General features: G+C 45.4%; 18 protein-coding genes. 9 read left to right on the forward strand and 9 right to left on the reverse strand.

Annotation, left to right across the window (positions count from 1 at the left end):
* Positions 1 to 91 precede the first annotated feature (91 nt).
* The 3 genes from FM107_RS01970 (at position 92) to FM107_RS01980 (ending at position 4,078) form a co-directional block, all read left to right on the forward strand.
* Complete coding sequence (locus tag FM107_RS01970; protein WP_086946834.1) at positions 92 to 2,221, forward strand: catalase; 2,130 nt, start codon at positions 92 to 94, stop codon at positions 2,219 to 2,221.
* 442 nt (positions 2,222 to 2,663) lie between these two features.
* Complete coding sequence (locus FM107_RS01975) at positions 2,664 to 3,182, forward strand: ferritin-like domain-containing protein (RefSeq protein WP_086946835.1); 519 nt, start codon at positions 2,664 to 2,666, stop codon at positions 3,180 to 3,182.
* Between the two features lie 203 nt (positions 3,183 to 3,385).
* Positions 3,386 to 4,078 carry a DUF421 domain-containing protein gene (locus FM107_RS01980; protein WP_086946836.1) on the forward strand — a complete coding sequence of 231 codons (693 nt, stop codon included), beginning with the start codon at positions 3,386 to 3,388 and terminating at the stop codon, positions 4,076 to 4,078.
* Between the two features lie 195 nt (positions 4,079 to 4,273).
* Here FM107_RS01980 and FM107_RS01985 read toward each other — a convergent pair whose 3' ends face one another.
* From FM107_RS01985 to FM107_RS02000, 4 genes are all read right to left on the reverse strand, one after another.
* Positions 4,274 to 5,128 (reverse strand): MBL fold metallo-hydrolase, encoded by an 855-nt coding sequence (locus tag FM107_RS01985; RefSeq protein WP_086946837.1) that lies wholly within the window; start codon positions 5,126 to 5,128, stop codon positions 4,274 to 4,276.
* Position 5,129: 1 nt separating this feature from the next.
* On the reverse strand, positions 5,130 to 6,557 hold the full coding sequence (locus FM107_RS01990) for an L-serine ammonia-lyase (RefSeq protein ID WP_086946838.1): 1,428 nt from the start codon (positions 6,555 to 6,557) through the stop codon (positions 5,130 to 5,132).
* Between the two features lie 189 nt (positions 6,558 to 6,746).
* The gene (locus FM107_RS01995; protein ID WP_086946839.1) at positions 6,747 to 8,450 is read right to left on the reverse strand and encodes a glycoside hydrolase family 3 protein; all 1,704 of its coding nucleotides are present in this window, start codon (positions 8,448 to 8,450) and stop codon (positions 6,747 to 6,749) included.
* A gap of 93 nt (positions 8,451 to 8,543) precedes the next feature.
* A complete protein-coding gene (locus FM107_RS02000; protein ID WP_086946840.1) occupies positions 8,544 to 9,086 on the reverse strand; it encodes a TetR/AcrR family transcriptional regulator in 543 nt (180 codons plus the stop codon).
* A gap of 124 nt (positions 9,087 to 9,210) precedes the next feature.
* Between FM107_RS02000 and FM107_RS02005 the strand changes: the two genes are divergently transcribed.
* Complete coding sequence (locus FM107_RS02005; RefSeq protein ID WP_086946841.1) at positions 9,211 to 11,994, forward strand: outer membrane beta-barrel protein; 2,784 nt, start codon at positions 9,211 to 9,213, stop codon at positions 11,992 to 11,994.
* Positions 11,995 to 12,042: 48 nt separating this feature from the next.
* Here FM107_RS02005 and pncA read toward each other — a convergent pair whose 3' ends face one another.
* The 4 genes from pncA to FM107_RS02025 form a co-directional block, all read right to left on the reverse strand.
* Positions 12,043 to 12,636 carry a bifunctional nicotinamidase/pyrazinamidase gene (pncA, locus tag FM107_RS02010; protein WP_086946842.1) on the reverse strand — a complete coding sequence of 198 codons (594 nt, stop codon included), beginning with the start codon at positions 12,634 to 12,636 and terminating at the stop codon, positions 12,043 to 12,045.
* Positions 12,637 to 12,762: 126 nt separating this feature from the next.
* Positions 12,763 to 13,170: a putative quinol monooxygenase gene (locus tag FM107_RS02015; protein ID WP_218778899.1), complete on the reverse strand. Its 408-nt coding sequence runs from the start codon at positions 13,168 to 13,170 to the stop codon at positions 12,763 to 12,765.
* Between the two features lie 24 nt (positions 13,171 to 13,194).
* Positions 13,195 to 13,875, reverse strand: a complete 681-nt coding sequence (locus tag FM107_RS02020) for a response regulator transcription factor (protein ID WP_086946843.1) — start codon at positions 13,873 to 13,875, stop codon at positions 13,195 to 13,197.
* Entirely contained in the window at positions 13,872 to 15,296 is a 1,425-nt protein-coding gene (locus tag FM107_RS02025) for a cell wall metabolism sensor histidine kinase WalK (protein WP_086946844.1), read from the reverse strand. The genes FM107_RS02020 and FM107_RS02025 overlap by 4 nt, the downstream gene beginning before the upstream one ends.
* Positions 15,297 to 15,413: 117 nt before the next feature.
* On the opposite strand from FM107_RS02025, the gene FM107_RS02030 reads away from it, so the two are divergent.
* Together FM107_RS02030 and FM107_RS02035 are read left to right on the forward strand one after the other, a co-directional pair.
* Positions 15,414 to 16,784: a DUF4270 family protein gene (locus FM107_RS02030; protein ID WP_086946845.1), complete on the forward strand. Its 1,371-nt coding sequence runs from the start codon at positions 15,414 to 15,416 to the stop codon at positions 16,782 to 16,784.
* A gap of 4 nt (positions 16,785 to 16,788) precedes the next feature.
* A complete protein-coding gene (locus FM107_RS02035) occupies positions 16,789 to 17,781 on the forward strand; it encodes a hypothetical protein (RefSeq protein ID WP_086946846.1) in 993 nt (330 codons plus the stop codon).
* Positions 17,782 to 18,038: 257 nt separating this feature from the next.
* On the opposite strand, the gene FM107_RS02045 is transcribed toward FM107_RS02035, so the two are convergent.
* The gene (locus FM107_RS02045) at positions 18,039 to 19,028 is read right to left on the reverse strand and encodes an aspartate-semialdehyde dehydrogenase (protein WP_086946848.1); all 990 of its coding nucleotides are present in this window, start codon (positions 19,026 to 19,028) and stop codon (positions 18,039 to 18,041) included.
* Between the two features lie 867 nt (positions 19,029 to 19,895).
* Here FM107_RS02045 and FM107_RS02050 point away from each other — a divergent pair.
* From FM107_RS02050 to FM107_RS02060, 3 genes are all read left to right on the forward strand, one after another.
* The gene (locus tag FM107_RS02050) at positions 19,896 to 20,834 is read left to right on the forward strand and encodes an NAD-dependent epimerase/dehydratase family protein (RefSeq protein ID WP_086946849.1); all 939 of its coding nucleotides are present in this window, start codon (positions 19,896 to 19,898) and stop codon (positions 20,832 to 20,834) included.
* An 11-nt stretch (positions 20,835 to 20,845) separates the two neighbouring features.
* The gene (locus tag FM107_RS02055) at positions 20,846 to 21,571 is read left to right on the forward strand and encodes a YebC/PmpR family DNA-binding transcriptional regulator (RefSeq protein WP_086946850.1); all 726 of its coding nucleotides are present in this window, start codon (positions 20,846 to 20,848) and stop codon (positions 21,569 to 21,571) included.
* A gap of 230 nt (positions 21,572 to 21,801) precedes the next feature.
* Positions 21,802 to 22,719, forward strand: a complete 918-nt coding sequence (locus FM107_RS02060; protein ID WP_086946851.1) for a hypothetical protein — start codon at positions 21,802 to 21,804, stop codon at positions 22,717 to 22,719.
* The last annotated feature ends 13 nt before the right edge of the window (positions 22,720 to 22,732 follow it).

Genomic DNA, 22,732 nt, shown 5'->3' on the forward strand with positions numbered 1-22,732 from the left:
TCACAAAAAAGTATAGAAATCGGGCACCAAAAAAACTTTAAGCGTGCTGCCTTGTTCTTACCACACCTATAAACACACAACTAAACATAAAATGATGGAAAAGAAACCAATATCTAAAAAAATTCAGGACTTGGCTGTCAATCACGCCAAAAGTGATGGCCGCGCCGCCACGACAGATCAAGGTTTAAAAATAAGTCATGATTCAAATTCTTTGCGAGCAGGCTCACGGGGCCCCTCCCTATTAGAAGATTTTATTCTTCGTGAAAAAATAACGCATTTCGACCACGAGCGTATTCCTGAACGCATCGTACACGCCAGAGGAAGCGCAGCTCACGGCTATTTCGAACTATACGAAGACATGAGTAAGTACACCAAGGCGGGAATATTGACAGATACCGCTCGCACCACCCCCGTTTTCGTCCGCTTCTCCACGGTAGCTGGCAGCAGGGGCTCTGGTGACCTGGCGCGGGATATACGCGGATTCGCCGTCAAATTTTACACTGAAGAAGGTATTTTCGATTTAGTGGGTAATAATACGCCTGTATTTTTCATACAAGATGCCATGAGTTTTCCGGACCTCGTACATTCGGTAAAACCAGAACCCAACAATGAAATCCCACAAGCAGCGTCTGCCCACGACACATTTTACGATTTCATTTCCCTAGCCACCGAATGTCTCCACAACCATATGTGGGCAATGAGTGATCGCGGGATTCCACGAAGCTTACGCATGATGGAAGGTTTCGGAATTCATACATTCCGCTTAATTAATTCCAAAGGGAAAGTACATTTTGCACGCTTTCATTGGAAACCCCAACTAGGTGTTCATTCGGTAACTTGGGACGAAGCTGTTAAAATAAATGGAGCGGATCCTGACTTCCACCGTCGAGATTTGTGGGATTCGATTGAGAAAGGACAGTATCCCTCTTGGGAACTTGGCCTTCAACTTATTCCTGAAGCGGACGAACATAAATTTGATTTTGACCTTCTAGATGCGACAAAACTCATCCCCGAAGAACTTGTCCCAGTCAAACGCATAGGAAAAATGACCCTTAACAGAAACCCTGAGAACTTCTTTGCCGAAACCGAACAAGTTGCCTTCCACCCTGGGCATCTAGTTCCAGGTATCGATTTCACAAACGATCCTTTACTGCAAGGCAGGCTATTTTCTTATACCGACACGCAGCTATCACGCCTAGGAACACCAAATTTTCATGAGCTGCCGATTAATAGACCGCTAAGCCCTGTTGAAAACAACCAACGTGACGCCCAGATGCGGATGACCATCAACAAAGGGCGCTCGAGTTATTTTCCGAACACTTTGGGTGGCGGATGCCCCTACTTATCCAAAATTGCTGAAGGAGGCTTCGATAGTCACGCAGAGCGCCTTGAGGGCACTAAAATAAGGGAACGGTCCGAAAGCTTCAGCGATCATTTTTCCCAACCAGCAATGTTCTTTCGCAGCTTGAAACCATGGGAGCAGCAGCACATGATCGACGCATATACATTTGAGCTCGGGAAATGCATCACAGAAGCGATAAAACTTCGGATGCTGTGGCTGATGAATCAGATGAGTGGTGAGCTGGCACAACAAGTTGCAGAAGGACTTGGACTGGCCATACCGACGGACATTGACGAACCAATAAACCGTAACGTGGGAGCGGACGCAGATCCGAAGAGCCAACAGCCTGGTCCGGCCAAAAACTATCTCGATAAATCGTTCGCGCTTAGTCAAACATTTCTTAAGAGCGAAACTATTGCCACCCGCCAAATCGCTGTTTTGCTCGCCGATGGCTTCAGCCAAAAAGATTTAATGAAAAAGAAAGAAGCATGGGAAGCGGAGCATGCTTTCGTAAAATTAATTGCGCCACATGGTGGCTCGGTCCGCTCGTATACCGGTCAGGAGCACCCCGTTACCGCTTCTATAGTGACGACCGAAAGTGTGCTGTTTGACGCTCTTTATATTCCTGGGGGTGAACAGAGCATTGCCGCCCTAAAGGATCAAGGAAAAGTGTTTAAGTTCATTAACGAAATGATTAAGCACTGCAAGACAATCGCTTTTGATGGGGACGCCACGATGTTGCACGAAATGTCTGCCGCCAAGCAGTTTCCTGCAGACAAAGCCATATTTATTAACGCGTCTGCGGCGGACATTGCTCGGTCCATTGCGCACCATAGAAACTGGAAACGAGAACCGCTAACATCGCAGATCGCTGTCTAACCAATGAGATAGTGCGCGTGCGCGTCATAACGGACGCTCGATACGAAAACACATCCTCCATAAACGCCGCTGGGCGGACCACGTTCATGGAGGATGTTCCTATATCTGCTTAACCCAATCCACCATCCGCTAACTCTTGGTTGAGCACTTTACAACCAGTGTACGACTGGGCAAATAGAGTTACTACAAATAAGACAATAAAGACCACCGAACGGCTGTTTCGATAGATCCACGAGTATTTATTTCTTCCTCATTCATAACGTTGGTATAGCTAATGAGCTTATCGAACAACATGTCCTTAGCTACGATCGTCGATCATACTCATTCCTAAAATCAACCAACTCTTGAGCAGAACTAACTTTCTCCCTGCCGTTAAAAAATAACTTTTTATAAAACCTTTCTTTCTGTACATCGTTCATTAAGTATACAAGAAAGACAAGTTATGGCTACTAATAAACAAACACAACAAGACATGCCGAACGCGCATTTACATGAATTATTCATTGACGAATTACGAGATGTCTTAGGCGCCGAGAGACAGTTACTTAAAGGTTTAAAAAAACTATCTTCTAGCGCCAAAAGTGAGAAGTTGAAAAATGCTTTTCAAGCACATTATGGTCAGACCGAGAGTCACATTGACCGCCTAAAACAAGCTTTCGAGTCGTTGGGGCTTGCAGCGCGAGGTAAGAAATGTAAGGCGATGGAAGGACTGCTAAAAGAAGCGGAGGAAATCATAGAAAGTTTCGAGAGTGATCCGGCAGCAGATGCCGCGTTAATTGCTGCAGCTCAAAAGGTCGAACACTACGAAATTGCGAGCTATGGCTGTTTAGTGACCTATGCGAAACTAATGGAGCATACCCAAGCAGAGGAGCTACTTTCTGCAACCTTAGCGGAAGAAAAAGAAACCGATGTTCTGTTGACACAAATAGCGATGAAAGAATCAAATGTTAACGGGGCATAACGTAAATATTTATTTCTTGCTGCCTTTGTAAAGGACAAGGGTTTGAAGCACACCGATATGACAGTATACCGGTAGCACATAAAACGAAACGTCCACATGTTAGCACGCAAGATTTTAAATCTTCAGCTCGCAATACAGAACCATAAAGGGACTTACGCGAGCTGAAGTATTTTCTAGCTTTCTTTACCCCTAAACCTTCATCAATGGAAATCGAGTGGCATAGAATATTTTTTAACGATCATCCCTACAGCTTCTTCCTCGAGATACTCATCAGGACACCGCTGATGTTTTTAGCAGTCGTATTAGTATTGCGCTTATCAGGAAAACGGGGAGTGCAGCAGTTATCGATCTTTGAAATGGTCATGATTATCACCCTGGGATCGTCTGCAGGAGACGCCATGTTTTACGAGGACGTGGGTGTGGCGCATGCTTTGGCTGTGTTAACTATTGTCGTTATACTCTATCGCGTAATCGTTATCGCAGTCGCGCGAAGTGAAAAGGTGGAAGATGCCCTAGAAGGTGAGCCTATATATTTGTTGCGGGAGGGAAAAATGTGTTTAAATGAAATAGGAGGTGATTATTTGGGTGCAGATGAGTTTTTCGGCGTACTTCGAACGCAACACATTGAACATTTAGGTCAACTCCGTTACGTTATTCTAGAAGATACTGGCGAATTGAGTGTCTATTTTTATTCCGAGTCCGAAGTTAAACCGGGGCTTCCGATATTACCCGATGATTTTAATAAAAAAAAGAAGGAGATTGAAATTGCTGGTCTTTACGCGTGCGCGCATTGTGGCAATGTCGAACATTTATATGCAGGAATTAGCGAAATAGCATGCCGCGCATGCAAGAAAACCGAGTGGGTATTAACGATCGATCGGGTGCGAATTACCTGAGCAAGGCAAAACAAGTAGATAATAGAAGACGCTAGGCTAGCATCAGCACCACAACAGAAATTCGAAAAACATAACGAAATTTATAGAACATTGTGGGCCATGATGAGCTCGAACCATCACCATAAGATTTACGAGCCGTCTATTTTGCCTCAGAGCAGAAAGCACCCACGGCATCTTTTTAGTGTGCTGATACGCTCACTCGCGAACCTCCGGAAATAGAATCTCAGCCTGTGTGCCGGAATTCATGGAAACCGATTCCGAACTGCGTGTTATCCCTGATGTATAAACAACTTCCTCGGTATGGAAAAGCGCGGTCTCCTTATACCGCGTCGCTACAGATAACCGGAATCCATCACAATGGGCGGCGAAAGTGCGTTCTACAATTTCCACTGTATTATTTTCCCCTGATAGATGCGTTAAGATAAGATGTCTAAGTTTTACCGAACGACACTCAAGAAATACCTTTAAAGCTGCTTTGTTGGATATATGCCCAAGGCCCCCGGAAATGCGACTTTTCAAATAGTAAGAATAACGTCCATTCATCAGCAGGTCTTCATCATAATTGGACTCTAACATCAATATGTCCGCATCGGCAATAGCCTGTTTTACATTTTCACAGACACAGCCTAGGTCCGTTAATACCGCAATGTTTATCCCGCCGGAACTGACCATAAAGCTACACGGTTCGTGCGCATCGTGCGTCTTAGGAATTCCTTGAATACGAAGGCTCCCCACTTCTACAAGCTGATCGGGCGTAATGATATTCACCAAATGTTCCGGTAAATGAAGCCGCGTTCCGCGATAGGATCCTGCGGTTATATAAATCGGTATTTGGAAACGTTTACAAAACACGGAGAGTCCCCTAATATGATCCGTATGCTCATGGGTGATAAATATTGCTTTTATGGAACACGGATCGATACCCAAATTACCCATACGGAGCAACACATGTTTCGTATTGATTCCTATATCGACTAGAACAGCGTCATCCCCATTACTGATATAATAACAATTACCGTTACTCCCCGAAGCGATCGCTGCGTATTTCATATTAACATTCAGGTAAACTTAGCGGCACCTTGATCGCTAGCCCGCCGTCCGCCGTTTCTTTATATTTTACATTCATATCTTGCGCCGTCTCCCACATCGTGCTCACCACGGCGTCTAAACTCACTCGCGCTTTGTCTGGGTTGGATCCCAACGCCAGTTGTGCCGCTGTGATAGCCTTTACAGCGCCCATCGTGTTACGCTCGATACAGGGCACTTGCACGAGGCCACCAATTGGGTCGCAAGTCAGTCCTAAGTGATGCTCCATCGCTATTTCTGCCGCCATCAATGCTTGCCGCTGCGAGCCTCCCAAGCATTCCGTTAACGCCGCCGCGGCCATCGCCGAGGACACGCCTATTTCAGCCTGACAGCCGCCCATGGCCGCCGATATAGTGGCTCCTTTTTTGAAGATCGACCCGATCTCCGAGGCGGCCGTGATAAACTGAATGATTTTTTCCTCCTGGTAGGCATTATGAAAAGTAATATAGTACTGCAAAACAGCGGGAATAACTCCCGAAGCACCGTTCGTTGGCGCAGTCACCACCCGGCCAAAGGAAGCATTTTCCTCGTTCACCGAGAGCGCAAAGCAACTCACCCAGTCCAATATATAATTAAAATCGTTCCCGCCTGCGCGGATAGCCTCCAGCCAAGAGTCGAAATCATGGTAGCTGCGTCCCTTTAAAAGGCGATTGTTGATCTTGCTTGCGCGGCGCTCCACATTCAATCCCCCCGGAAGCACTCCTGGCGTATGGCAACCTTTATAAATACACTCGCACAGGACCTTAAAAATCTCCATAATGCCAGCCTTGGTCTGCTCCTCTTTACGCCACACGAGCTCATTTTCCAAGACCAATTCCGAAATTTTCAATCCCGTGCGCATGCACCAAACCATAAGCTCTTGGGCAGTATCCACCGGAAATGGCAAATCGACCTCGCTGAGCACACTTTCAGTATCATTCTCCTGGACCACAAACCCACCGCCAATCGAGAAATAGGTTTCCGACACCGCCGTCCCATCAGCTAAGAAAGCTTGTAGGCTCATCCCATTTGGATGAAAAGGCAGGCTCTGCTGATATAAAAACATGAGATCTTGGCTATACGAAAAATCAATCTTGTAGTTGCCGCTAAGCATCAACTGCCCGCTATCTTTAATATGCTGCACCCGAGGTGTTACTTGATCCACATCAAAGGTAACCGGATCGCATCCGCTCAATCCAAGCAGCACCGCTATATCTGTCCCATGTCCCACGCCCGTCTTGGCAAGCGATCCGTACAACAGAATATTTACGCCCGTTACTTTATCGAGTACGTTTCTCGTGCGGAGTGACTCAACAAACCGCTGGGCAGCACGCCAGGGCCCCAAGGTATGCGAACTTGAAGGTCCGATACCTATCTTAAACATGTCAAAAACAGAGATTTGTTCCTTTACCATATTGCATTACTGTACACTACAAAAGTATCGTTTAAACTGCAATATGTAGAATCTTCATCAAAATAATTATAGGTGCCAGCGTTCTACGGACGCACAAAAAAAATAGACCACTATACTTTTCCGAAAACTTCCGAATGCATAGTGGTCTACTCTCCCAGCAGTACTTAGGGAACGCTAAAACTTGCCTTTTTAAAAACCGTCGCCGTTTTCGAAACGCTTGTTAATATTCACCGGCAGTTTACCTTGGGCGTGAATTTGGCCCAAAACAACCTTAATGGCAGCTTTCTGCATAAAACTATCGTTTTGATAGGCCATAACAATGGCGCTACTGCGATCAACCGACAGGTCGTCCAATGCGTAGGCATTGGTAAACAATACTGAAATTGTTCTACGTCCAGCAAGCTTGCTGACGAACGCGCGGGTATCCTCGCCCAAATCAGAAGTACTACGTGGACGGGCACGGTTGTCGTGCACGGCCATAACGATCTGACGATGATCGCGGATTTCCTTCAGCAGATCTTTCAACTCATCCTCGGATTCTTTTCCGGTAATCACGAACACTTTGTATTCGCTAAGCTGCTTGGAAAGCCCTTTTTCAAAGTCTTGTGCTGCAGGAACGCCTACCGCGACAACGGCCGTTTGCTCGCGCTTGTCAAAGGACTTTATTTTTTTATCTGATTTAAGCACCGTGACGGCAGCGTCGGCCAAGCGCTGCACAAGCGATTGCGATGATGGACTGTTTAAATCTTTGATTAGCCCCGCCGTGTTTACCGGTCTATAGTTATTTAACCCCAACCAATATTTCGCGGCAAGCACCTTTTTAACGCGCTTGTCGATATCCGATTGTTTAATTCGTCCGGAAACGACTGCCTTTTCAATTAGCGCAATAGCACGCCCACTGTTCTCTGATACTTCCAGCAAGTCCACACCGGCCTCGATAGCCATCACATCGGCCTCGCCATTAGGAAAGAATTTCTTCACCCCTTTCATATCCATCGCATCGGTCACCGTAAGGCCACTAAAGCCAAGCTCCTTTTGAAGTAGGTTGGTGACCACCTTTTTTGAAATTGAGGAAGGAATATTAGGCGTATTATCTAAGGCAGGAATATGCATATGAGCAACCATCACTGCTGGAGCGCCCTCTTTGATAAGCTCGCGAAAAGGATACATCTCTAGGGTATCTAACCGCTCGCGGGTAAAGTTTAGCTGCGGAAGGTCGTAATGGGAATCCACGTCGGTGTCCCCATGACCGGGAAAATGTTTCAACGAAGCGATAATACCCCCGGAAACCATACCGTCCATATAAGCTTTCGCTTTCAGGGTTACGTTATACTTGTCGTCACCAAAAGAACGGAAATTGATAACGGGATTTTTCGGGTTGTTATTAATATCGACAACTGGTGCAAAGTTGAAGTGCATACCCATGCGCAAAAAATCCTTTGCAACCTGGCGGCCCATGTCATAAATAAGCTGACCGCTTTGAACCGCGCCTAGGGTCATCTGATATGGGAAAGAAACGGTAGAATCTGGAAGGCGCATACCCAATCCCCACTCTCCATCGAAGGTGATTAGCAGCGGTACTTTTGCTTTTTTTTGGTAGTTGTTAAACATATCCGCATGCCGTACCGGCCCGCCTTGAAAGACTACCAGTCCTCCAAGCTGCTCCTTTTCGATAACCTTCCCTACCGAGTCGATATAGGCTTGTCCTAAGTTAGTATGCGCACGAACCAGAAACAATTGCGCAATGCGCTCTTTAGGGGTCAATGCTTTATAAACAGAGTCCACCCAAGCGTGTTGATTGTTAATAAAAGACACGAAATCTAGCTTTCTTTGCGCTGTAACCGTAGATATAGTCACAAATAATAACGCGACGGACAAGAGTTTTTTAATCATATTTCAGTTGTATTCTAATATTCGAAGTACGGAAAAAAAAGACAAACATCAAAATTATTGCATGTTTGATACAAAACACGCAAGATGTCGCACCTAAGCCAAGTCGTACTTCCGCTCGAGCAACAGCGCTAAATCCAATCCATTAACAACGTCACCATTGGCTTCGCGTTTCCACAACATATCAATGATAAGTAATAGGAACTGTGTTTCCAGCGCCGGGCTCTCATAACCGAGCTCCGAAAATGCATTCACCAAGATCGGTTGCACCGGTTTCATAAATTGTTCGTGCTGCTGCTTGGAGAAGCTATTATGCCAAAGGCGTTCCTGCAATTTCCAAAATAGGGGTTCTTCAGCTACCAATTTACTTGGTAAAAAGATCATGTTGCGCAAAAAATCTTTGGGCTCTTTATACACCATCATCCCGCGATGATGAGAGAGCACGCGCCGGTAACCGGACTTTATAATATGGGCTAAAAGCGAATCTTTATTACCAAAATGCTTAAATATAAGCGCCTCGGAAACACCCGCTTCAATCGATATTTCTTTTGTCGACGTATCTACATAGCCCTTATTAGCAAATAATGAAAGCGCAACCTTCATTATCTTTTCTTTACGGCTTATCGTCGTTTCCTTCATCTATAAAAAACTTATTTGCACAAAGATACATTTTTCCGCAAAATAACGGCTTTGCAAAATTTCTGTCACAAAGGTGGAAATACCCCACAGCGGCTTATCTTTGAATTGAATTAGGGCCTAAGCAATGTTTAAACAGTTACCAGCAAAAAATAGTAGATACCTTATTGTCGTCTTTTTATGTATGCTCACCACACTTGCATATAGCCAGAAGTCGATTGAAGGGAAGGTGCAAGATAAGGTAACTTCGAGTCTTCTTGCTGGTGCTACCGTACAGCTGCTTGCCGCCAAAGACTCCGTCATCCGGGCGGGTACGGCTAATCGGGCCGGTGAATTCATATTTGCAAATATCCCTTCGGGAACCTATAAAGTTCGCGCGACCTTACTGGGGTACCATTCCCGCATACAGGTAGTACAGCTATCCGAAGCGGACCTGAAGACCACACTATCCTTAGAACCCTCAGAAATAGCCCTCGAAGAGATCGAGATAACCGCGACGCCAGCCGTAGCAATCCGGGGCGACACGACGGAATATGACGCCACCAAATTCTCCACGCGTGAGCTCGCTGACGCTGATGAGCTCGTAGCCCAAATTCCTGGCGTAGAGATCGATGAGGAGGGGAACATTAAAGCACACGGCGAGAATGTCACGAAAATTATTGTTGATGGCAAAGAGTTCTTCAGCTCTGATCCCCGTATTGCACTAAAAACCCTGCCCGCCGAGATAATAGCAAAGATCCAGCTCATCGACGATAAATCCGAACAAGCGAAATTCTCCGGCTTTGACGATGGCCAGCGGAGCAAGGTCATTAACATTGTCACTAAGCCCGATAAACGAAAAGGCACCTTCGGTAAAGGATATGCCGGCTATGATGCGGACGACAAATACGCTATTAACGGCTCTATAAACCGCTTTGAGGGGGATAACAAAATTGCCATAAACGTACTGGCAAACAATGTGAATGAAACGAACTTCGCAGAACAAGGGCGCGGTGGTCGCCGGCGCGGCAATAGCAACACCGAACGCGGGCTATCGGACACCTATGCCGGAGCCATCAACTACAACAATACCGTTCTCGATGACAACATGGACATCAGTGCGGATTATAATTTCCGCTCGAGCGGCACCGATGTGCATACCGACTCCCGCACCGAGTATATCTTAGGGAATCGCCAAAATCAGTTACAAGAGCGTATTTCAAGCAGCACCAACGAACAAACGGAACATAAAGCGAATGCTCGCGTAAGGTGGAAAATAGACACCACACAGCGCTTAGACTTCCGCCCGCGATTCTCATACAGCAAGTCCAGCAACCGAAGTAGCTCCTCCAGTACCACATTTATCAATTCAAGCGATCTTTTAAACTCCTCGGTTCGCCTTAATGACAACGAGAATAAAAATATCAATTTTGGTGGCGAGCTGACCTACATGTATCGTTTCAAGAAACCCGGCCGTACCGCATCGCTCGCCCTTTCAGGGAATAAAAGTTCCAACGACGCGCTCGGGGAGAACCTAGCACTCACCGAGTATTACGAAGATGCGCTTCTATCGCGCATCGACACCAACAACAATCGCAGCGTGGCCGACGGCTACGGCACAGGCTACAACGGTAGGTTATCATTAACCGAAAGCCTCTCGCGCTTAAGCCGCCTGCAAGCAAACTATAGCCTGCGCACCACGCAAAACTATTCGGATCGCAAAACCTTCGAATGGCTCGCAGAAAGTGGACAGCTCGGCGAGCTACGTGACCGACTATCCAACGAATTTCGAAATGACTATATCTACCACCAAGCCGGACTTTCCTATTCATTCAACAAACGCGATTCCCTGCGAATACAGGTCGGTTTAAACTACCAGCACGGCGTGCGGAACAACGACCGTATGTTCCCGATCGACCTAACAACCAAAGCGGACTTCGGCAGCTTCCAGCCGGAACTGACAATGACCTACAACTTTAACAAAGAACGGCGACTGGAGCTAAACTACAACACGGCAACACGGACACCAAGTATCGACCAGCTGCAGGACTATATAAACAACCAGAATGAGCTGCGCATTACCAACGGAAATCCGAACCTGAACCAAGAGTACAACCACAGCGTGCGCCTGCAATATCGGGACGTCAAGCGCACAACGGGGCAAAACTTCAATTCGAGCTTCAACCTGGATTATACCAATGACAAAATAATAAACTCGGTGCTATTAACCGACACAGCAGTGACCTTGTTTGATGACGTTGTGCTCGGGGCTGGGGGCCAGTACATCGTACCTATCAACGTCGACGGTGCGTGGTCCGTGCGCTGGAATAATAGTGTCGGTCTGCCCATCAAAAAATGGAAACTGAACCTAAACCTAAGCAATAACCTATTTTACCGCTCAAATTTCGGGATGTTAAACCAAGAGTTTCTTAATGGGTACAACTATGGATTCAATCAACGTGTGTCTGTATACACGAACATCAATAGGAATTTCGTGTCGGGAATTAATTATAGGATCAATATGACCTTCACCAAAAACCCGATTGCCGAGACCTCAACCTATAATATTTATTCGCAGACACTGGGGCACACACTTGCTTACGAATTTTTAGGACGCATGGTTTTTAACTCCGACCTGCTGTACATTTATAATAGTGGGGTACTCGATGGCCCTTCGACCACGACAACGTTGTGGAACGCTTCAATTGGCGTCAAGATCTTAAAACGAAAAAATGCGCGCATCGAAATTAAAGGGTTTGATATCTTCAATCAGGCGCAGAATATTAACCGCCAAGTAACCGATATTGCTATCACTGATGTGACATCAAATACGCTTACGCGTTACTTCATGCTGTCCTTCCGCTATGACTTGCGCAGCTTCGGGGGTGGCCGTTCACGAGACGGTGCGCGGGGCCGGCGCACAGGCAGATAAACCGCAGGATTAACGAGCGCCGTCGTAAAACGGTACTTCATTCGCGTCTTAGCTTAAAGCGCCACCAGCGCTCAGGAACTGCTTTTGCTTTTGGACAAAATCCTGATCATCGATTGCCCGTGTTCCCTCGAGCAGAATCCGCGTTTTAAAGCCCTGTTCAAGCGCATCCATCGCTGTAAAGAAAACACAGTAATCAGCCGCCAGTCCGCATACGTCGACTTGGGTGGCACCCTTTTCCGTCAGATACCCGCCAAGGCCAGTGGAGGCTTGGCGCCTGTTATCAAAGAAACCCGAATAGCTGTCAATCTCTTTGTTCACTCCTTTACGAAAAATTGCATGAATAGCCTCCTGCGCTAAACTGCCCGGTAGCTGCGCTCCCAGGCTCCCCTGCACGCAGTGATCAGGCCACAGTATCTGCGTTTGACCACCCTCAAGATTCAGCACGTCAAAAACTTCGCGTCCAGGATGTCCAGAGATAAAGCTAAAATGATCACTCGGGTGCCAGTCCTGGGTGGCCACCACGAGATCATAATCTCCCTGAATGCCGTTAATATATGGAATTACCTGATCGCCCCCAGGAACAGCTAATGCGCCGCCCGGCAAGAAATCATTTTGAATATCAACAATTATTAAAACCTTCATAAAAAACTTATTGAATAACTAATTTCAACGCGGCATAAGCCGCAGCATACTCATACTAACGTTATGCTCCCTGTAGATGTTTTGCCGAGCGAATACATTTTTGCGTTTATCTAGATAGAATGGGGCTTATTTGCCTATTTTTTGAAAAATCCGAGACATCGATTCGGAATCTATTGCCTGCATATCCAACAACTTAAGGTTTTTGACCATCTTCAGCGTCCCTTTTTTATACTTTAAAAAATGAGCTGTTTTTAAATGTAACTGGTAGGCCTCCTGGTTGGCGTATATCTCCACAATTCGCAGCAGAGCAGGATTATCCTGCAGACGCATTGGAAAAATAGCGAACACCCCCCGCTCCAGACGAACAGACGCCTCGGCCTCTTCTCGCAGTAATGCGTTATATTCCTCAATATACCCGGGGAAGACTTCAATTTCTGCAATCCGAATCATCATCTCTTTTTGCTGAGCCAACAGAAATGAGAACGGGAACGACAGCAGTGCGATCAACAAAGTGGTTTTAAACAATCTATTCATTATACGTTATTTTTGTTCGAATATTTAATGTGAGTCGACCGTGAGCATATAACCGATCCCTCGAATATTAGTTACTTTAATGCGCTCATCACCCGACAAATACTTGCGAATCCGGCTGATAAATACATCTAAACTCCTACCCGTGAAATAGGTCTCGTCACTCCAATACGCCCTGATAATATCTTCCCGTGGAACCACTTCATCGATATGCTTAATAAGCGTCAAGAGCAGTTGCGATTCCCGAAAAGATAATTTTTCTTGACTTCCTTCAAAGGATAGCGTCGATTTTAAGGTATCCAGCTGATAGCGCCCAACCTCCATAAATCGAGGTTGCTGGGATGCAGGGGTCTTCTTGGTAAGCGCATCGATGCGCACAATTAATTCCTCAATCTTAAAAGGTTTTCGCACATAGTCATTTCCCCCCAAATGAAACCCTTTGACAACATCCTCACTTTGGGTCATCGCTGTCAAAAACAGAATCGGTATCCGTGTGTCGTACCGACGGATCTCCGCCGCCAGGGTAAACCCATCCATCAGGGGCATCATCACATCGAGCACCACAATATCAGGCTTCTGCCGCTTGAAGGCAGCTAAAGCGTCTTGCCCATTTTCTTTATGCCGTACTTTAAAGCCATGTGTCTCTAAACTGTCGGCTACGATTAGTGCCAAGCTCAGCTCGTCTTCTACATATAATACGTCTATCATCCGTTGGCCATTTTAGGGATACTCACCACAAAAATACTCCCTTTACCCAGCTCACTGCTCACGCTTACCTTGCCGCCGTGCTGAAGGGTGACCTGACGCACATAAGCTAGACCTAATCCAAAACCTTTCACCTCATGCAGATTACCTTCAGGGACCCGGAAAAACATATCAAAAATCAGACTTATATGGGCTTTGGCAATGCCTTTACCAAAATCTTGGACCTTGATTTCTACCTCATCACCATTGTCATAAATGCCCACCTTGATCTCCACCGGATCCGCCGAATATTTAATCGCGTTATCCAGCAAATTGTTGACAACATTTTTAAGGTGCCCTTGATCTGCATGCACGATCAGCGAATCCATCCCGTGCTCTAGCGTTACATCGACCGTCTTTTTAGTCCCTACTTTTATCGTATCAACACAATTACGTACGAGTGTCAACAGATCAAATGGTTGACGCAGCAGTTGAATACCTTTATTTTCATCCACGTCAAGCTGCAACACACGTTCAATCATATTATGAAGATGTTCCAGTTCTCCTTTGGAGAGGTCCAAATACTTATTCATGCGCGCTTTATCGTCGCTATTGACGAATCGCTGTATTGCCTCAACCGCGGCCATAACCGTCGAAACGGGAGTCTTAAGCTCGTGGGTCATATTATTAACGAAGGCTTTACGCTGCTCGGCGAGCTGATTCTGCTTGCGGATCGTTTTAAAAAGATACACGAAAGTACCGACCAAAGCGCTCAGCAGTATCAGCGAAATAAGCGCCTGTCCCCACAATCGTCGAACAACCTGCCCCCAGGGCTTGTCGAAACGAGCGTATAAAAATTGATCCTTATCGGGATTAACTAAGATTGGCCGGGTGAGGATGGCGCCGTCCTTACGATTCGCCCGAAAGTATGCCTGCCATTCTTCACCTTTCATCTGCTGAGAAAAAAGCTCAAACTTAATAGTAATTCCGGCCGTAACGAGCGTGGCCTCGAGCTGCTCTTCGAGTTGAGTGAGTACCGTGTCATTAAAATCGATTTTCTCCAGCAAATACAGTGGTAGCACCTCATTGGCGATCTTTCCTTGCCCCCTGCGGTTACGAATTCTATTCTTTTTCCGATTCTCCAAATGTATACTATCGAGCGTCCTTCGCATAGGCTCCAGGTCCAAAGAAGGATAGACACCCGACACAAAAGAAAGTAGCCATCCTTTTCGATGATCTGTATCCGACGTATCGGCTTTCGCCTGTTCCTCGGACTGCTTCTGGTGGTAGTTCTGCAGCACATTGAACAGCGAACGTTCGGCCGTACCTACCAATTGCTCTCGTTCCGATCGATAGCTCCCGTAGAGCCATACGGCCAGAATAAGTGCTATGCCAGTGGCGGTTAGTGCTACAATTAGTAGCAGGATTTTATACTTTTTTAACATTATTAATACAAATTTAAATTAGTAGATTTGCATCGCATAAGTAACGAGCCAGTTTTAACAAAATATAACACTGATTAACAGTTCGATTTAACTACTTTTGCCTGTCAAATATTGAATATGAATCAACTTTTTAAGAGAAATATTACCTTTTTTGCCGTACCACTTTTAATCCTTTTTCTTGCCAGTGCATGCGATAAAGATATGAGCGTAGTATTGGACAACTCCACCACAGGTGATGTTAACGTAGCGCTCCTAGACTCTTTTTCGGTGAGCACGGCTACCGTACAAATGGGCGATCTACCTTCATCAGGCTCAGGTACGCTGCTAATCGGTAAAGCGACTCAAGATACATTAGGAACGGTAAAATCATCCGCATATTTTCGTTTAGGTCTGATTTCCTTCGCCCAGGATATACCAGAAGCTGCCGTATTCGATTCTATAAATATACGCTTACCTGCGTCAAAACCCGTATATACTTACGGCGATACCACAAAAGCACAAACAATTCGCGTTTATAAATTAACGGAAGACATCGAACTTAAAACGTTGTCCGGTGGAATTCAGAACGACGCGTTACCTTTCTTTGTTACCGGCCCGTCACTTTTCTCCGATCAAAAGTTTGCTCACGAGCCTGCAGAAATAGGCGCGGCGACATTTCAGCCATACATGAATCTCCTTGACACCTTGAAGATCCCAATAAACAAGAATGTGGGTCAGGAGATTTTTGACCTTTTAAAAGCGGGCGATCAAAAAGTTGTCTCCAATGAAAACTTTTACGACTACTTCAAAGGGTTAGCGCTCATTCCTGACGAGAACAATACGGCCGTACTGCGTTTCAGCGATACCGTAAACGTAGAACTAAGCTACTCTTATATAGCAACCGACGGGACGAGCAAAACAGGCGCAAAAACGCTGTCTATTGTCGATAAATCTTTTGCATCAAACAACGTCGAGTACGACCGCTCGCAAACAGACTTCAAGGGCCTTACGCCAGAAAACAGCATTGCTACTTCGGCCACCGGCGGGTTAACTTATATCCAAGCCGGAACGGGGGTTGTAGCGAAATTGTCTTTCCCTTCGTTAAAAGAGTTCCTGCGGGATGAGAATATTTCGATTAATAAAGCGGAGCTTGTGGTTGAAACGGCGCCTCGTTCATTGAATCAAATATTTCCCAACAGCGTTTCGGCCTCGCTGCTTGTAGCCGATTTCACGGGTGTGCCTGTTTCTTATTTAACAGACCCTTATATTGGCAGTATACAACAAGTGCCGCACATCCCTGGAACGCAAACCGGGAGCAACGGTAAGTTTATCTTCAACCTGATTCAGTACTTGAAGAATGTAAAATCAAACAGTGCCTATGATGAAAGTTCGCTATATCTAACAACCAATATGACGGAGCTTTCGAATAGCTTTAATACCACTTTCCTGGCAACAGTAAATGGTAAACCACAAATTAAATTGAATATATTGTACACTAAATTTAAGTAATCTTATGAATAAGAAGAATTGGCTATTGTTAATCCTAGTCAGCGCAATTGCTTTTACCTCGTTCAGTTCATGTAGTAAAGACGACGATGACGAAGAAACGCAAGTAGGCACAGAATGGACTCGTTCGATTGTATACAAGAATGATCCTAGAAATGGGGCTGCTGGCTTCACACTCGATGATAAAGGCTACGTCATCGGCGGATATGTAAAGAATGTAGGTGTAGTAAACGATGGTGCTGCATTTGATGGAGAAACATGGGCTGACATTCCAGACTTTCCAGGCGCGGCACGCCAAATGGCTGTCGGCTTTGCGATCGACGGAAATGGATTCGTGGGAACAGGCTCAACTGGAACAGAGGATCTTCAAGATTTTTACAAATATAACGCTTCATCAAAACAGTGGACAAAGATTGCTGACTTCCCAGGTAATGCACGCTACGGCGCGGTAGCATTTGCTGTAGGCGGTTACGGATATGTAGGTCTTGGTTCCACAAAAACAGACGCTAAGTTTAGTGACTTTTACCGTTACGACCCAAGCTCTGACACATGGACAGAAATTAATGTACCTTTTAAATACAAAAAAGCATTCGCTTTTTCATTCATAATCGACGGTAAAGCTTATGTCGGTGGTGGTTACTCGAACAGCTCATCACTTCCAGAGGATTTCTACTCTTTTGATGGAACAGAATGGAGAACATTAGCCGATCTAGATCGCGACGACGACAGCTATACGTATGACGCTAGAAAATACAACGCAGCAACATTCGTATTAGGAAACAAAGGTTATGTCGTGAGCGGAAGATCAGGATCAGCAATTTCAAGCTCTGTATTCGAATACGATCCAGCATCGGACACATGGAATGACGAACGCGATCCGCTTTCAACAGACGCACGTGAAAAAGGTGTTGGTTTTGCGCTTAACGGAGTAGGTTACATCACGACTGGTGTGAACTCTTCAATGATCTTCGATAGCACGTTTGCTTTCCGTCCTGAATAGTAAGCAGACAAAAATATAGGTTTCCAAAGGGGCGATCCAAAATCAGGGATCGCCCCTTTGTTTTGATGGCATTGTCGCTCGAACGCGCCTTGCCCCAGGTCGGAAATAACCGGCTGGCTTCCAATTTCGAGCGTTTCCGCTCATACGCAAGTGAGCAAAACCTTAAAAAGAAAAGCAGAACTCTCAAAGAATCCTGCTCTCTATATACACAAAATACAAGGACGGACGCCCCTAATTCTGATGGTAGTTAGTCAAACTTATAAAAGCCCCTTTTTATTTAAAAGCTCCGCAATTTGGACAGCGTTGGTTGCAGCGCCCTTACGAAGGTTGTCTGCTACTACCCATAGATTTAATGTTTTATCTTGTGATTCATCGCGGCGAATCCGTCCTACCAGCACCTCGTCCTTCCCGTGCGCATCTTTAGGCATCGGGTATTTTAGATTTGCCGGATCGTCAACAACGATGACACCTTCCTGCTCCGCTAATATAGCGCGCACCTCATTTAAATCGAAATCATTCTCAAACTCGATATTCACAGCTTCCGAATGTCCGCCCATCACGGGAATACGCACGGTAGTTGCAGTCACGCGAATAGAATCATCACCCAAAATCTTGTTGGTCTCTAGAATCATCTTCATTTCCTCTTTCGTGTATCCATTATCCTGGAATACGTCAATATGCGGAATGACATTAAGATCGATTTCATAAGGGTATGCTTTCTCTCCCTGCTTACCGGCACGCTCATCCATAAGCTGCGTTACCGCCTTCACGCCTGTTCCGGTTACAGACTGATAGGTAGAAACAACCACACGCTTAATTTTATATTTATCATGCAGCGGCTTTAAAACAACAACCATCTGAATAGTCGAACAGTTCGGGTTGGCAATGATCTTATCCTCGGACGAGAGTTCCAGACCGTTCACTTCTGGAACAATGAGCTTCTTAGACGGGTCCATGCGCCACGCCGAAGAGTTGTCTACAACAGTAATTCCGGCCTGGGCAAATAACGGAGCAAACTCCGTAGAGGTTTCACCGCCAGCAGAAAATAGGGCGACTTGCGGTTTAAGTGCAATAGCTTCATTTGGCGTTACAACCTTATACTTTTTACCCTTGAACTCGATTTCCTTACCCTTACTTCTTTCGGAAGCAACGGGAATTAATTCTGTTACGGGGAAATTACGTTCCGCTAATACGGTCAAGATTTCTGACCCTACAAGGCCTGTTGCGCCTACTACTGCAACTTTCATAGCTAATTTGTTAATATGTTATATAAAATGATTTTAAAACTTAACGACTTAAATCCTAAAGAGCCAAACATACAAAATAAACCGAACATTATATGACACGGGAGCAAAAAACAATCCACCAACTAAGTAGATAATATAAAAATTAATCTAAAAACTACGTATATTAATAACAAATAATCAATAATCGGCAATATTCATTCACACATTCATAATACGAGCGACACTCAGGCCTTCAGGGCTATCCGACGCCGCGGCAGATATTAACCTGAATTCGCCAAAAGACTCCCGCGAGAAAATATAATACGGACACAACAACATTCAGCCGCTCATTTGGGCAGTCAATAACGATAATTGTCGAACGTTACATATGCCCGAGCGCATAAATTATATGCCCCAACGCAACAAAAATAAACGCCTAGTGCGGCAAAATTCACTAATATAAACAGCAAAAATGGGAGGAAAACATTAATTTTCCACTATAATTTGTTCCAAAAAGCCTTCTGCGAAAAAAAAAATACATTTTTTTTCTGACCAAATTTTCTTCGTCATAACCGCATTTTTATCACGCAAATTAGCACCTCAATTTCTACTATCTTCACTATAATTTCGCCCACAAGAAGCGTGGCTTTCTTCGGTGCTTACCAATAGTCAACCGATTGAATAAAGCTATAAAGGCCTTCCTCGATAAAAAACAGCACCACCACGTTGTTATTTCCCGCAGAAAAACGATGAGAAAAAAGGACATTTCCGGCATCGATTGCGCGCGTCAAAAACAGGCGCTATTGCATGAAAAACAGCCCCTTTACTCATACCTTCTCACCCACCAAGACTTGACAAAAAGGTAAAAAATGAGCTATATTTGAGGCGATGAAAGAGTGTATAATTATGATTGGCGCAAACGGTCAGATCGGTACCGAACTAGCTGTTGCCCTTCGCCAGAAATTTGGCAGTGAAAACGTTATTACCTCCGACCTTCGCGAACCAAGGAGCCCGAAGGAAGGTGAGATTTTCGAAATTATCAATGTTTTAGATAAGCCGGCCTTAAAAGCGCTATTTGAAAAATATAAACCTACACAGGTATACCTATTAGCAGCGATGCTTTCTGCAACTGGTGAGCAGTATCCGATGAAAGCGTGGGACCTCAATATGAACGGTCTGCTAAATGTCTTAGATCTTGCTTTGGAGCTCGGCATCAAAAAGATATTCTGGCCCAGTTCTATTGCGGTGTTCGGCCCGCACTCGCCAAAACAGAACACCCCACAATACTGTATCATGGACCCCAATAGTATTTACGGTATATCCAAACTTGCCGGCGAGCGCCTTTGCGAATACTACCATAAAAAATATGGCCTAGATATCCGTAGCCTTCGTTATCCAGGTATCATATCTTGGAAAACAGCCCCAGGAGGTGGAACAACAGACTACGCTGTGGATATTTTCTTTGAGGCTTTAAAATCTGGAAAATACAGCTGCTTCCTTTCTGCGGACACAGCTCTACCCATGCTCTATATGGAAGACGCCGTCGCTGGAACTATAGCTTTAATGGATGCCGCGCAAGAGCAGCTAACAGTACGTTCGAGCTACAACCTAGGCGGAATCTCCTTCACACCGGCGGAGATTGCAGAAGAAATTACAAAAATTCTTCCTAATTTTGAGATGTCTTACGTTGAAAATGATCCTCGTCAAGCGATAGCAGACTCCTGGCCGGCAAGCATCGAAGATACCGTCGCGCAAGAAGACTGGAACTGGAAACCGACGTTTGATTTACAGGCCATGACGAAAGACATGATTGAGAATCTAAAATAAAACAAACGAAAATGGGTAGAGCCTTTGAATTTAGGAAAGAAAGAAAATTTAAACGCTGGGCTAAAATGGCCGTGCAGTTTACACGTTTAGGAAAAGAAATCGCCATAGCGGTTAAAGAAAACGGACCTCACCCAGAAAACAACTCTCGCCTACGCACGGCGATGCAAAACGCAAAGGCGGTAAACATGCCTAAGGACCGCGTAGAGGCGGCGATCAAACGCGCTTCAGAGAAAGATGCTAAAGGATACGAGGAATATGTTTACGAAGGCTACGGACCTCATGGCGTACCGGTTTTAATAGAAACAGCAACAGATAACACCAACCGCACCGTCGCAAACATTCGTAGTTACTTCACCAAGGCGGGTGGATCGTTAGGTAAAACCGGATCATTAGACTTTATTTTCCAGCGTAAATCAATATTTCGCTTTTTAGCCGACGATGACACGGATATCGAAGAGTTAGAACTCGAATTAATCGACGGAGGTCTGGAAGAACTATACGTAGAGGCTGACGAAGAGGGTAACGACGTAGTTGTGTTACAAACATCCTTCGAAGATTTTGGAAATATGCAAAGCCTTATGGAAGAAAAAGGCATCGAAGTGAAAGAAGCAAAACTAGAACGCATCGCCTTGTCGCATAGTTCGCTACCTGAGGACCAAGTAGCCGACGTGCTCAAGATGATCGATAAGCTCGAAGAAGATGACGATATTCAAGCGGTCTACCATAACATGGATTAAAATATACTACGGGGCGGGCGAAATAGCATTCGCCTGCTCTTTTTTGCATTGATACGAATCCCACTAAACCATTGGCTCACTCTTAGCCGCGCATCAAAACCAAACCCCATACTTCCTAGTCCCACAAAGCAAATACACACAGGCCAAATTCCTTAAAAAAAAATGCGCGCGATTCTTTGGCAATAAAGTCATGCGGTTATTAGTTATATTTCCTAAATTTATAGCCTATAATGCAAACGTTCGAAGAATTTTTTAATAAAAAGAAAATAGACCTTTCTTTGCTCCAAAAAGCCGACCGACCTCTTTACGAAGAGTTTAGGAATCACTATGCCCAAATGGGAGAAAAAAGTTTTGACCATACCAAGAAGTTTTGGTTCAATTCACTTCGAAAAAAATACCACCTGAACATTGCACCAGCAGTAAAAACAGCGGTAAAAACCGAAGCACCAACCGTACAGAGCCCAGATGCAAAAGAAACGAGTCCTGCACCAGCGCGTTTCAAGTCCCGCTCTAAAGCTACAGCTGCGGCCGGTCCGACAGAACAGTCCCTAGCAGCTGAAGCAGCCGAAAGCAAACCCGCTGGATTTAAGCCACGCTTCAAGCCGGGAACAACTAAACCTGCATTGGAACAGCCGGGCAAAGAGACAAAGGAGGTGCCCGAAGTTCCGGAACAAGCTGCTGAGTTACCAACTTCCAGCAGGCCTACCGGGTTCAAGCCACGTTTTAAAGCAGGATTAACAAAGCCAGCAGCGGAGCCAGATAAGGAAACAAAAGAAGTGTCGGAGGTTCCTGAAGAACCGACAGAACAACCCCCAGTTAGTAAACCAGCCGGGTTCAAACCACGCTTTAAAGCGGGCGTAACAAAGCCAGCAGCGGAGCCAGACAAGGAAACAAAAGAAGTGTCGGAGGTTCCTGAAGAACCGACAGGACAACCCCCAGCTAGTAAACCAGCCGGGTTCAAACCACGTTTTAAAGCACGCGTAACAAAGCCAGCAACGGAGCCAGACATGGAAACAAAAGAAGTGTCGGAGATTCCTGAAGAACCGACAGAAACACCAATAGCTAGTAAGCCAGCGGGATTCAAACCGCGTTTTAAAGCACGAGTAACAAAGCAAGAGCTAAAAGGGGACGAAGAAGACTCCAATTAAATAAGAATTATAA

The organism is Sphingobacterium sp. JB170 (assembly GCF_900163865.1).
In the GTDB taxonomy this organism is placed as follows: domain Bacteria; phylum Bacteroidota; class Bacteroidia; order Sphingobacteriales; family Sphingobacteriaceae; genus Sphingobacterium.